Source organism: Cohnella phaseoli, assembly GCF_003386235.1.
Classification (GTDB): domain Bacteria; phylum Bacillota; class Bacilli; order Paenibacillales; family Paenibacillaceae; genus Cohnella; species Cohnella phaseoli.
The window spans coordinates 1-12,825 of sequence record NZ_QRDZ01000014.1; the positions used below are offsets into that span (position 1 = coordinate 1).

The 12,825-nt window shown below is 56.3% G+C and carries 5 protein-coding genes, 6 tRNA genes and 1 rRNA gene; 9 read left to right on the plus strand and 3 right to left on the minus strand.

All coding sequences use genetic code 11. From position 1 onward, the window contains the following. The 7 genes from rrf (at position 1) to DFP98_RS17885 (ending at position 709) form a co-directional block, all read left to right on the plus strand. A 5S ribosomal RNA gene (rrf, locus tag DFP98_RS17855) occupies positions 1-116 on the plus strand. Between the two features lie 40 nt (positions 117-156). Then, a tRNA-Thr gene (locus DFP98_RS17860) sits at positions 157-232 on the plus strand. A gap of 16 nt (positions 233-248) precedes the next feature. Continuing rightward, positions 249-323, plus strand: a tRNA-Glu gene (locus DFP98_RS17865). Positions 324-345: 22 nt separating this feature from the next. Continuing rightward, positions 346-421 (plus strand) — tRNA-Val (locus DFP98_RS17870). A 14-nt stretch (positions 422-435) separates the two neighbouring features. Further along, positions 436-510: transfer RNA gene (locus tag DFP98_RS17875), tRNA-Gln, on the plus strand. Positions 511-515: 5 nt separating this feature from the next. Then, a tRNA-Lys gene (locus DFP98_RS17880) sits at positions 516-591 on the plus strand. Between the two features lie 35 nt (positions 592-626). After that, positions 627-709: transfer RNA gene (locus DFP98_RS17885), tRNA-Leu, on the plus strand. A gap of 391 nt (positions 710-1,100) precedes the next feature. Here DFP98_RS17885 and DFP98_RS17890 read toward each other — a convergent pair. Continuing rightward, the gene (locus DFP98_RS17890) at positions 1,101-1,631 is read right to left on the minus strand and encodes a hypothetical protein (RefSeq protein ID WP_116061973.1); all 531 of its coding nucleotides are present in this window, start codon (positions 1,629-1,631) and stop codon (positions 1,101-1,103) included. Between the two features lie 224 nt (positions 1,632-1,855). Here DFP98_RS17890 and DFP98_RS17895 point away from each other — a divergent pair, with 224 nt between their 5' ends. Beyond that, positions 1,856-2,527, plus strand: coding sequence for a response regulator transcription factor (locus DFP98_RS17895; RefSeq protein WP_116061974.1), 672 nt, complete (start codon positions 1,856-1,858; stop codon positions 2,525-2,527). Positions 2,528-2,714: 187 nt separating this feature from the next. Continuing rightward, positions 2,715-6,119, plus strand: coding sequence for a glycoside hydrolase family 44 protein (locus DFP98_RS17900; protein WP_181917760.1), 3,405 nt, complete (start codon positions 2,715-2,717; stop codon positions 6,117-6,119). 150 nt (positions 6,120-6,269) lie between these two features. On the opposite strand, the gene DFP98_RS17905 is transcribed toward DFP98_RS17900, so the two are convergent. Both DFP98_RS17905 and DFP98_RS17910 read right to left on the minus strand, forming a co-directional pair. After that, positions 6,270-12,401 (minus strand): vWA domain-containing protein, encoded by a 6,132-nt coding sequence (locus DFP98_RS17905; protein WP_116061976.1) that lies wholly within the window; start codon positions 12,399-12,401, stop codon positions 6,270-6,272. Positions 12,402-12,421: 20 nt separating this feature from the next. Next, positions 12,422-12,784 (minus strand): zinc ribbon domain-containing protein, encoded by a 363-nt coding sequence (locus DFP98_RS17910; protein ID WP_116061977.1) that lies wholly within the window; start codon positions 12,782-12,784, stop codon positions 12,422-12,424. Positions 12,785-12,825: the final 41 nt, after the last annotated feature.

Sequence of the window (12,825 nt, forward strand, 5' to 3'; positions counted from 1 at the left end):
CTGGTGATGACGGCGGAGGGGTTCCACGCGTACCCATCCCGAACACGACCGTTAAGCCCTCCAGCGCCGATGGTACTTGGACCGCAGGGTCCTGGGAGAGTAGGACGTCGCCAGGCTGGATTGATTCCTCTATCGCTGTGTATAAGTAAGGACCATGCTCTCATAGCTCAGTAGGTAGAGTGCATCCATGGTAAGGATGAGGTCACCGGTTCGATCCCGGTTGAGAGCTCCATTTCCCTACTATCCATGGCCCCTTGGTCAAGCGGTTAAGACACCTCCCTTTCACGGAGGTAACAGGGGTTCGAATCCCCTAGGGGTCACCATCTTCTTTAATATCGTTATCGTGGAGGCTTAGCTCAGCCGGGAGAGCATCTGCCTTACAAGCAGAGGGTCGGGGGTTCGATCCCCTCAGCCTCCACCATTTATTCCTACCGTTGGGGATTAGCCAAGCGGTAAGGCAACGGACTTTGACTCCGTCACTCCTAGGTTCGAATCCTAGATCCCCAGCCATTCTCGAGCCATTAGCTCAGTTGGTAGAGCACCTGACTTTTAATCAGGGTGTCGAAGGTTCGAGTCCTTCATGGCTCACCATTCTTTCCATATCCGGATCGAATGCAAGCGAATGCGCGCGTATGGCGGAATTGGCAGACGCACCAGACTTAGGATCTGGCGGGCAACCGTGGGGGTTCAAGTCCCTCTACGCGCACCATACTAATAAGACGACCTTTAGATCCGATGAGATCTAAAGGTTTTTTGATGTTTTTGGATTCCCTGATCCCATCTCTCAAGAGGAAAGGTTATATAGAAGGATTATATAGAGCGGAAAATCCGCGTTAAATTCCTCAAATGGGCCGTTGCGGAAGATTTAGAGCTGCTATTCCGCGTTAATTTCGCAAAAAGTAGAGAATCGCGAAATTAGAGCGGGATAGCCGCCTTAAATTGCTCTAAAATGGTGCGACTGCGGAATTAAGCTGGAATTTCCGCTTAAATGCATAATGCTACATACTTCCCTCAAGCGAATCGAACCGGGTAGCAGCTGCGATTGCTGCAAGGGCATGCTGACGGTCGGTTCGACCTTGACGGATATGCGGGGGAGAGGCTCAGGCTCTACGAGCACGCCCTTGCAAAATGTAGTAAGCAAATACGACATAACAGAGTCCCCAGGCGACGGACCCTAGATCGGACACGGCAGGGATAAAATAAATGCCGGGATATACGATGAATAGAATCAGGCTCCAAATGGGATAAACGCGGGCACGGATCGCCGTTATGCCGAAGACGATCTGACCGATCAGCGCCAACACGGAGTTAATGGGCATCAGCGTTGAAATATAGCTGTGGTCCTCCGGCAGCAAGCCTAGCATGTTGTTCCAGACGAGCGCTACGGTCAACGAGCTGCTAACGGAGAGGAGCAATACCGAGACCAATCCGAGCATACCGCTTCTCGGCGCCTGGTACAGGTAAACTCCGATGATGCCGATACCCATCAACACGCAGGCGACGAAGCCGCAAATCAGCTCCTGCATACTGTTGCTTCCCCAGATGTAGGCGGATGGCGCCATGCAGATTCGCGCTATGCCGCCCAGCAGGGCAACGGCGCCTAAAATTCGTGTGATTTGTTTTACTTCCATGAAAAACGTTCCTCCTCGATGAGTGGTGGAAATTCGCCGTTCTGACTCGGAATGGTGAAAGTCCTTCACTCATCGTAGATCGTGTTCACCTGTACGAATAGTTACCTTTTGTCATCATCTTCGTCATGCCTGTCATGATCGTGTTCATACCTCTATACGCTTCAAGCGACGTTTGCTAAACTTTATCCATTGAATGAATAGGGGAACGTAAAGGGTGAGGTAACATGATTTCCATCATCATCGTGGATGATCAGAGACTGCTCAGAGAAGGCCTGCAGACGCTTCTTCAAACCGAAGAGGGACTGGAGATCTCGGCCTTGTGCGCCAACGGAAAGGAAGCCTTGCAAGCGGTCCAGGAACATAAACCTGATGTTGTGCTAATGGATATAAAAATGTCGGGGATGGACGGTATTGATGCTATGAAGCGGATTAAGAGAGAGTATCCCGGCACCGTCGTGTTGATGCTTACGACCTTCGCGGAGAACCGTTATATTGTCGATGCGATGGCAGGCGGAGCCGACGGCTTTCTGCTGAAGGACATGTCATCCCGAATCATTGTTCAGACGATACGCGATGCGATGAACGGGGAGGTGATATTGCCGGCGCCGATCGCGTCGAAGCTTGCTGCCAAGCTGTCCGTTTTATCCGAAGGAAGAGCAGATCGGTTCGATGAACGCAAGCTCAGAGAAAGCGGGTACAGCTTTACGGTGCGAGAGCGGAAGATTATCGAGCTTATGACCGAGGGCTATACGAATAAGCAAATTTCATCATCGCTGTTCATGAGCGAAGGGACCGTCCGGAACTATATTAGCGTCATCTACAATAAAGTGGGTACGAACGACAGAATAGCCGCTGTTGCCATCCTAAGCGGCTTGCTTCTGGAAGACGTCTATTAAGCAATTCATCCTTCATACGCTGCTACGCCGCTTAAGTCTTACCGGACCGCCGAGCGGCTTTTTGCCGTTCCCGCAGAGGAGTCTCGCTGCCAAGTAGTGACAATAACTGTGACAGTCTGTAACTATCGAGTGGACGATCCTGTCCAGTAAAATGGGGGTGTTACTAACTAGAAAAGGAGCACTGTTAATGGGGACAAGCATGAAAGCTAAGGGCCGCTCCAAGGTGGCTGTCTTGCTGACGACGGCGATGCTGTTTACTCAGCTGGCGGTTCCGGGTCCGAGAGCCCTCGGCTCGGAGATCAATCAGCTGAGCGTATTCGACGATCAGTTGGAGGAAACGTTTCACAACAACAGCTGGGCGGGCGTCAGCCTGGACGAGACGGGGACGGTGTATGAAGGGATCCGTTCGATCCGGTTCGAAGCCGACGAAGGGCAAGCCGTCTATTTGTACAAGGATCGCATTATGAATGCGGGGGAGTATGATGATTTCAGCTTCTGGCTGCGCGGAAGCGGCCAGGGGGGACAGTCGTTTAAGCTGGCGTTCACGCTTGGCGGGCAGGCGCTTGCGGAGCTTAACTCCGCCGATTTGCTGCCTGACGGCATACCTGCCGGGGAATGGGTGAAAGTGACGGTTCCGCTTGACGAAGCCGGCGTGCAAGGATGGATGGACGGCATCTTGATTTGGGGTGCAGGGCAGCAAGAGCCGTTGTTCTTGGACAATATCTCGTTTACCGGCCAAGGCGGAAGCCAAGAGCCTGGCGGAAATCCGGGGGGAAATCCGGGAGGAGAACCGGGTGAGGGGCCAGGCAATGAAGATCCGGGCAATGAAGATCCAGGCAATGAAGAGCCGGGAGATCCGATCGAGCCGGTTGAAGGATTTTACCTGTACGACGACAAGCTGGCGGATTCGGTAACGAACAACAGTTGGGGCCAGGTCAACCTTGCGGACAGCTCGGTTAAACGGACGGGTACGCGTTCGATTCGCTTTACCCCGAACGGCGACGGAGCGTTGTACCTGTACAGCACGCAACTGTTGACGGTTAATGCGTACGAGAAGCTGAGACTGTGGGTGAACGGAGGTTCCGATGGCGGACAGAAAGTGCAATTGGCGCTGACTGCCGGAGGCGCTACAGCGTTCGAGCGTCCGTTGGAACACTGGCTGCCGGACGGCGTACCCGCAGGGGAGTGGGCGCTGATCGAGATGGATCTGGCCGAGCTGGGGCTGGAGCACCGCCTGTTCGACGGCATTCGTTTGACTGGCCTGGAGCCGGGTAAACAAGCGCCGCTTTATCTGGACGACATCGCGATTACTTCGAGACAAGCGGCGCAAGCTGCTGTGCTTGAGCTCAGAATCGATCAGCCGCGTCTGGTCATGCTGCCGGGAGAGCACCGTCAGATTCAGGCTGAGACACTCCTGCAATCGGGTGACACGGCTATCGTGACGGGCAACACAGAGTGGACGGTTGACCAACCGGAGCTTCTGTCCGTTGAAGGCGGTGAACTGGTTGCGCTGAAGCCGGGCATTGCGAAGATTACGGCAACTCACAAAAATTTTACGACCGATGGGTTCGTACAAATTACGGAAGTTCAGGCGGAGCAGGTGTACGATGAATCGCTTGCCGCGGGCTTCCATAACTACAGTTGGCACGAAAAGGACTTCGCCAATACGGAGCAGGCCAGAAGCGGCAGCCGCTCGATCAAGTTCGAGCCGGACGGCTGGGACGGCGTATGGGTATCCGGCGAGTCCAAGAAGTCCGTGGAAGATTATTACGGCATTCGGTTCTGGCTCCATGGGGGCAGCACCGGCGGCCAGGAGCTGCTGTTCCATTTTTACAACGGCAATCAGTCGCTCGGTTCGCTTGATCTGAACGAGGTATTCCCGACTGGCTCCCTGCCGGCCGGTCAATGGACGGAAGTAACGGTCAGCCTGGCCGATCTCGGCCTTGATCTCGGATTTTTCGACGGCTTTATCGTCCAGGCTGCAACGGAGCAGAACCAGGAAGCGATCTATATCGACGATATTGCGTTCCTGTCCAATCCGAATGCCGGGCAACTGCCTGAGCCGGAGCTGCCGCTCGTTAACGTGTCTGTCGATCAGACCTCGGAGCGGAAGCCGATCAGCAACAATATTTACGGCATTAACTATGACGAAGGTCATCCGACGACTTCTACTCTGCCTTTTGAAGTGGAACGTTGGGGCGGCAACCAAACGACTCGTTACAATTGGCAGTTGAATGCGGCGAATCGCGCCAGCGACTGGTTCTTCATCAACTATCCTTACGATAATCAGGACTGGGACCCTTCGCAGGGCTCGCTGTCGGATCGGTTTGTTGAGCGGGTGCTTGCACGCGGCAATCAGGTGCTGATGACGATTCCTACGATTGGCTGGACGCCGAAGGACCGCACGGTCAGCTACGGCTTTTCGCAGCAAAAATACGGAGCCCAGCAAGAGGGCGCATGGGAACTGCCGGATGCCGGCAACGGAGTGTTCAGGGACGGAACGTCAGTGACGAACAACGATCCATTCGACACCTCGATTCGCGTCGGAACGGAGTTTGCAACCGATTGGGTTCGCGATATGGCGGCCAAATCGAACGACAAAGTCCGCCTGTATGCGTTGGACAATGAGCCGGACCTGTGGCATGTGACGCATCGCGACGTTCATCCGGAGGCTCCGACCTATGACGAGCTGTGGAACAAAACGGTGGAGTACGGCACGGCGATTAAGCAAGCCGATCCTGACGCTCAATTGTTAGGCCCTGTATCGTGGGGCTGGTGCGGTTACTTCTATTCCCCGGCCGACTGGTGCGCCGACGGCCCGGATCGCCAAGCACACGGCGGAACGCCTTTCCTGGAATGGTACTTGCAGCAGGCGAGCCGTCATGAGCAGGAGACCGGCATGAAGCTGGTCGATTATTTGACCATTCACTATTACTCTCAAGAGGGCGGAGTTCCATCCGAGAATGAAAGCCCGCAAGTCTCGAAACGCCGCTTCCAGGCGCTCAAGGCGCTGTACGACAATAATTTCGTCGATCAATCGTGGATTCAAGAGCCGATTCGGCTCATTCCGCGCATGAAGGAAATCATCGAGCGCAATCAGCCTGGCGTGAAGCTGGCGATTACGGAGTACAACTTCGGCAACGGCTTCGGCGTTACGGCAGGTCTGGCGCAGGCGGAAGCGCTCGCGATCTTCGGCAGAGAGGGTGTCGATCTGGCGACTCGCTTCGGCAACTTCGAGGCGGATACGCCGATCGAGGATGCGTTTAAGCTGTACCTGGATTATGACGGCCAAGGCTCCAAAATCGAAGGAAGCAGCGTTCGCACCAACTCGTCGCTCTTTGACGCAGTAGGCTCCTATACGATCGAAGGAACTGACGGCAAGACATATGTGCTGCTGTTCAACAAGGACACGTTAAGCCGGGATGTTCAATTGGAACTGGGCGAAGGCTTTGACGCTGCGGAGGTTTATAACTTCGATGCGATTCGTCGTCTGGCCAAGACTGGAGACTTGGCAGCAAGCGAGAACGGCTCTGTGTCGTTGAAGCTGCCGAAGCGTTCGGCAACGCTGCTTGTGGTGGACCCTTCGAACTAATTTGAAAGAAGAAGCGGCTGCCCGTTCCGTCGATCCTGACGGAGGGGCGGCCGCTTCTTTCGTACACTGGGTTGTCTCAGATGGATCAACTTAAAAGGGATCGTCCCGGCGGGCGGTGCAATCGCTGCCTGCGGGACGATCCCTTTCGCTTTACTTGGTTGGAGGTCCGTTCTTGACGGTTGGTTTCTGGATGGCTTTCTCCGCTTGCTCGAAGTAGTAAGCGGCGCCGATCTGGAAGCCGAGCCCGAAGCCTACGAGGTCGCCGGCTCCTTCCACCGCTTTGCCCGATTTCAGAATGTGGAACTGTTTGGCCAGTTTATCCGCATCGAAATCCGTGATTTTCAGCTTAAGCGAACCGAGGCTGTATTCAAGCTTGGGGAGGTCCTTGTTGCTCATAAAGCCGCTCAGCACTTCGCCCAAGCCGTACGTGTACGCTTTGGCCGCTTTGATGATTTGTTCGTAATCGTCCAGCATTAACGAGAAGGAGCTGACGTTCCACACCGACGAGCTGACGCCGATAAAAGCGCCGGCCATGAAAGCCATATAATCGTCGCCAGTCGGCGACACGGGTTCCAATGACATCAGATACTCCGCGAAGCTGCCATGCTCGCCCGTATCCGTGACGGAGATCGTCTCGTAAGTGTTCGGGTCGATCTCCAGCCAAGCCCAGCGATTTTCCCCATGAATGCTTGTCGGCCGGTCCGGAATCAGCATGATCGCGGGGGAGCTTTTGGCCCGTTCAGTAAGCGTGACCGGGAAGCCTTTATCCTCCATATGCTGCAAATCCTCTTTCCGGTTGTTCACGAGGCTCAGGAACAGTTTCGTATCCTCGGGGCTGTTCAGCCAGATGTCCATAAAATCGGTTTTGTCTCCCGGCAGGGCCGCGCCTTCGAGCCGGGAAGCGAACAGACCGCTCATAATATGAAAGCCGTGGACGGCCTCCTCCGAGCCCCGATGAATCCGGTTCGCGATCTGCTGCAGGTCGACGCTCGTGCGGAGCTTCGCTTGCGTCCGATCGTTGCGGACGGTTACGAATATGACCCGTTCCTTGTCGACGCGTCCGGCAGTAACGTCCAGCACTTCCGCAAGCTCGTTCTCGTAGGCGGTCTGATTGGCGATGATCCGGTACAGAATGCTCCGGGTATACCAGACGAGCGCAGAGTGGTCATCCGGTTTTTCCGTCGCCTTGTGCACTCGGCCCGCTGCCTGCTGCAGCGCTTCGGCCGCTTCGGCGGACAAGTCGGGGAGATTAACCGCAACCGTATGGAAAATGTCGGCGATCTCTTCTCCGTCCTTGAGCTGTATTTCGTGGAAAAGCTTCTTCTTCGGAAGTTGAACTTCGATGCGCACGCCGACGATCTTCTGTTCGTTCGTATCGATCAGACGATTGCCGACGATCTGCAGCGTCTGGCTTTCCAGCACGGCCGTGTACTTGCCGCCGGAACCGCCCGCGCGGATGTCCACCGGCTCGCGGCTCAACTGATCGAGGCTCACCGCGGTTTCCAGAACGCGAACTTCCTCGAGGAGCGGCCCCTCGTCGCCGCCGCCCCCGCCGAGCGCGCCCCCGATGTCTCCGGTAATGCCGCCGACTCCCCGGTCATCTTTCGCTTCGGCCTTGAAATAGACGCTGATCGTGCTCTGCGCGGACGTCATACGTTTGCTTTCCTGACCGCCGGGGAAAAAGGCCAGACCGTCGAGCTCCGACAGGTCCTTCATGAACGGTACGACGAAGATTTTCGTCTTTCCTTGTTCGTCGGAGTAGGACCATGCGGGCAGATGCTTCAGGGTTACCGCATCTACGGAGCCCAGTTCCTCAAGCGCCGTTCTTCCCCGATCGGTGACCTGCACCACTCTAAGCGCCGGGCTGTAACCGAGCTTGGCGAGCAGGCCGCCGGTCAGGTTGGCCAGGTCGCCTTCCGTTCCCCAGCCTTGGGCCAGCACGGCTTCCGGAGCGTAGCGGTAAATCGAATACAAGTCCGTGGACGGCAGCCATCTGAGTCCGTCCGCCAGCGTCTGGAAGTCGCTCCACGTCTTGACCGCTTCTAACTGCAACATGCCGCGAACGCTTGGCAGAGGAGCCGAAACGCCTTCCTTGCGGCCTTGACCGGCGCCGAAATCGGCTGTCCGCACTGCGCTTGCCGAAGCTCTGGCCGCCTCCAGCGAGCGGTGACGGCTGATCGCTTCCGTGAGCGCCGTCGAAAGCTGGATGTCGAACTTCTCGTCCAGCGGCGGCTCCACCCGTTTGACAAGCAGCCCTTCTTCCTTATAGGTTTCGTTGCCGACGGGAAGGTTCAAGCCGGCGAACAAGTCGGATTGCAGCGTCCAGTTTAAATCCGCCTGATTGTTAGGAATAGAGAACACGAGCAGCCCGCGCCGCGAGGCGCCGTCGAATACGGACCAATCCTTGTCGACGCCAAGCAGCAGCCCGTCGGTAATCGGGTCCGCTCGCAGGTCCGCAACCTCGCGCCCTGCCGGCGCTTGAACCGGCGCAAGCTTCAACGTCTCGCGGAAGCCGGACGATCCGAAGCCGTCGGATTCGTCGGCAACCGTCACGTCGACGATGACGAAGTTGCCGCTGCCGGATTCGAGATCGCGAATGCGGGACAGCGAGTTGACGGTCAGCGCCACTCCCTTGCCGGGAATCGCCGCAGCGCCGCCATCTGCACCTTCCGTACCGCTTTCACTTACGGAGCCTCCGCTTACCGGAAGCACCGTCGCACCGCCGAAAAGATCGACGTATAGCTCCGTCGGCATTCCCCCCAGCGCATTCGGCGTCTGGAAGGCCAGGCGAGCTTTGTTGGAGGAGCCGGGACCGATCAAGACGGGCCGCAGCAAGCCGTGAGGCAGCAGGGCGGTGGCCGTATGCACGGGAATTAGGAAAGGGCCCTTGGCGGTTTTGACGTTCAGATAAAACCGTTCCTGCGGGTTCAGCTTCAGATCGGCCTGAACGAGAGATTTCAACTCGGCTTCCACGATTGTGAACACGCTCGTCTTGCGGGTCAGGGCGACTTTCTCGATATGATCCGTTTCCCCGACTGCCGTCAAAACCAGCTCGAACGTGTCGGAAAGCTTGCCTGTGGCGCTCTTCGGCATACCGGAGAGCGCATCGGGGTCCTCTTTCGGCAGGGGGCCTGCCAAGGCAAGCGACATATGGCCGTGTGCGATGTCGTAGTAGTGGACGGAAGCCTGTTCCATCTTCTCGTCGGGAACGACGAATACGAGCATTCCCCGTACCGTCTCGCCCTTCTTGACCGTGACATCTCCTTGGCCGGGAGGCGCCAGCGGCTGCTCTGTCAGCCAAGTCGCCGTCGAAGCCGGATAGGTTCCCGCGCCGTTGACGTTCATGAAGAAATGCGCGGCGAAATCCGGAATCAAGTAATCGGCGCCGTCCGGATGAACGTTGGTCAGTTCCATCTCGATTGCGGCAAAGCTGCGATTCGTCGGCGCATCCACGCCTTTCAGCTTCTTGAGGAAGAGGAGCTCCCGAGCCGTCCATTCGACCGCTTTATTTTTCCCCTGGCTGTTCAGCGGAAGGCGCTTGTAGATTTTGACCTCCTCGCTCGGGAGATCGCGTCCATAGACGAGCGCAGCCGTCGCTTGTTCATACTGCGCGACCTTCTTGCCCGTCTCGAAGCCGATCGTCTGAAATTCGACCTTATCGCCCGCATCGACGAGTATGGAGAAATCGACCAAACGGTCATCCGCATAAATGCGAGCAGGGCCGTCATCCGCAGCATTGCGAACGGCGAGCGTTAGAGGAATCTGCTTGGAAGGCTGCTTCTGGACTTCGGCAAGCGCATCTTGGAACGCTTGGGCCAATACAGTCGGATCTTCCGAGATCACGTACTTGCCTCCCGACTTCTCCGCCGCCCACTTGAACGCTTTCTCGCTGTCCTTCGTTCCGAGGCCGACCCATAGCACCTGAATGCCTTCCTCTTTAATCCCGTTAAGCATCTCTCCGAAAAAGGTCTTTTTGTCCTCTTCGACATCAAGCGCCGCATCGGTCACATAGACGATGACGCGCTTCTCGGAAGGAATTTGCTTTAACGAACGGTATGTCACGTAGACGGAGTTCAAAATGTCGGTTCCCCCGACTGCCTTCAGATTGCCCAGCGCTTGCAGCAGCTCGGACTTGCGGGAGGTGAACACCTGATCGAACTTCAGCTCTGTAGAGAAGCTGAGCAACTGCATCAGGCTATTGTCCGGAAGCTGTCCGATGAAGTCGTGAAACAGATGCTTCACCTTGTCGATGCGGTAATCGCCGTTGCCCGAAGCGGGATCGACATCCATCGAGCCGCTTACGTCCAGCGTCATGGCGATGACCGGAACGTCGGACGGAGATTGCTCCTTCGGCCGCTCGTAGGTGAGCTCGAACCGATTGCCCAGCCTGTCGTTAATGGCGGCGAACACATGGTTCAGCGCGGCGGTGTCCTGTGCGGAATAATACGTGCCTTCCGACATCGCGGCCAGCTCCAGCAGCGTCGAGTTATCGTGATCCGGGCCGAAGCCGATCGAGTAGATCGGAATCCCCGAGCTTCTCACGGCTTGCTCGACTTCGCTTTTGCTGGCCTTGCTGCCCGTGCCCGCTTTCTCGGCGTTGCTGTCCACGCCGTCGGTAAACACAACCAGCGTCGGTCGCTGTTTCCCCTTCAGCAAGGTCAACCCTTCGATGACTGAATCGTACAGCTTGGTATTTCCTTTTGCTTTGATTTGATCGAGATTTGCCAGCACTTCCTGCTTGCCGCTGCCCTCCAGAACTCGAATCTCGGAATCGAAATCGATCACCTGAATAGGAGCGTTGTCCGGGAGTCGCTGAATAAAGGCGCGGGCGGATTTCAGCACCTGATCCATCGACTTGGACATGGAGCCGGAGGAATCCAGCGCAAGCACGACGCTTGGCGGCGTCGCGATCCGGTCGAGCTTAACCGGCTTGCCCGATCTGCCGCCCTCCACAATATCGATGTCTTTCATAGCGGGCGTAAATTTGGGGTTTTGAGAATCGAGCAGCATGAAGGTCAAGCGAGCCTGGTCGCCGAGCTCGACAGCTTCCTCGATTTTCAGCTTGCTCTCTTCGCCGCTGGCGTCGCCGATTCCGTCGTTCCGGTAGGCGCTCTGCAGCAGCGGCTTGATCTCCAGCTCCGTCATCTCTCCCGCGCTAACAGGAACAAGCCTTGTATTGAGAGGGGTTCTATTTTCCTGCTCGACTACGACGTTCCAGAAGCCGGAGGGAAGCCAGAACAGCGTGTCTCCTTCCGGCGTTTTGTCGCCTTTCAGATGAAGCTCCGGGTGGGTCAGCGTAACTCCCGGCGGCGCTTCGACCGTGATCAGGCCCAGCGCGTCCCCGCGCACCTTGAGCGCTCCCAGCCGTTCCCCATCCTTGATCGGACGGATATCCTCGCCTTCATCAAGCGTGAAGACGATTTCCTTCGGAGCGGAGTCCGGGCTCCAGGTCAGCTTCCACAGCAGCGGGGCGGACGTAATCTGCGGAATATCGTTCAACGTATATTGATTCGTTTTATAGGCGAACAGGTCCTGATTGTAAGCCAAATCTCTGCGATACTGCCCTTGCGAATAGAAGCTTTTGCCCGCCAGTCGAACTTGGCCCTCCGCCAGATCGACTTTAAGGCTCTGATACTTATGCCGTTCGTTGGTCGTCATAAAGTAGATTTCCTGATTCGGATAAGCGGACGTCTGAAAGGTGACGGACTCTCCATGCTTGAGACGAAGCTCACGGTATACTTTCAACAAGTATCCTTCGCCGTACTTCGCCGCGACGGCCCACCAGACGGTGCCTTCCGGATCGTCGGCGCGAAGCACCCAGCTATCCTCGGAGGCGCCCATATAGAACTTGCCGCCGAGCTCGCTAACGTACAGCTTCAGATCCTCCCAGGGGTCAGTCTGCGAATCCTGCCACTGCACCTGCAGCTGCCACAGATCTCCGCCGGTCATTCGGGCCGTTTCCCTATTTTCTTCATCGACGTATTTAAATTCGTGGGTCTGATTGGGGGTGTAGTCGACGAATTGATAGTTGTCCTGGGAGCCGAACGGATTCAAGTAGGGGATCGCAACGTCCCACTTGCCGATCGGATACGACTTTCTGCGGGGCAAATCTTTGACAGTCTCTACGCTTACGGACGGTCCCGGAGCGACGGAACCGACGGCCGCATCGCGCGGGCTCCGGCTATCCTTGAGAAATACGACAACAGCGCCAAACGCCAAGAGCGCGCCGATCAGAAGGAGAAGGGCGATCTTGGCGTTCTTGTTCATAAGCCAGCTTTTCATGGAATGGCGCTCCTCCGTTCCTACCCGTCCGTTGCCGAAAAAGTATGCCCGCAGGACGGACAGAACCGCGCATCCAGAGGAGCGGGTTTGCCGCAAACACAGTCTTTTTCATTCGTGAGCGTTTTGATTTGTTTTTTGTTTTCCTCGATTTCGCTTTCCAGCCGCACGATTTCCGCCACGTCGGATTGATAATTCGCTTCCGCGACGTCCTCCAGCCGACCGACCGCATTCAAGAAAAACAGCCTGCCGATATTCTGATACAGCTTCTCGATTTCCTTCTGCTTGTTGCTGTTTTGCAGCTTAAGCTTGTTGACCTCCACGACGATTTTCGCCTTGCTGCCCGCCTCCGAAAAGCCGGATTTCACTTTGTTCATGAAGCTCATGTTCATTCCTCCCAAGAAAATAAAGTTCCTTATTTTCATTG

Excerpts from the sequence above, each read along its gene's own strand:
- DFP98_RS17900 (WP_181917760.1), top strand. The coding sequence starts at position 2,715 with ATGGGGACAAGCATGAAAGCTAAGGGCCGCTCCAAGGTGGCTGTCTTG.
- DFP98_RS17890 (WP_116061973.1), bottom strand. The coding sequence starts at position 1,631 with ATGGAAGTAAAACAAATCACACGAATTTTAGGCGCCGTTGCCCTGCTG.
- DFP98_RS17895 (WP_116061974.1), top strand. The coding sequence starts at position 1,856 with ATGATTTCCATCATCATCGTGGATGATCAGAGACTGCTCAGAGAAGGC.
- DFP98_RS17910 (WP_116061977.1), bottom strand. The coding sequence starts at position 12,784 with ATGAGCTTCATGAACAAAGTGAAATCCGGCTTTTCGGAGGCGGGCAGC.
- DFP98_RS17905 (WP_116061976.1), bottom strand. The coding sequence starts at position 12,401 with ATGAAAAGCTGGCTTATGAACAAGAACGCCAAGATCGCCCTTCTCCTT.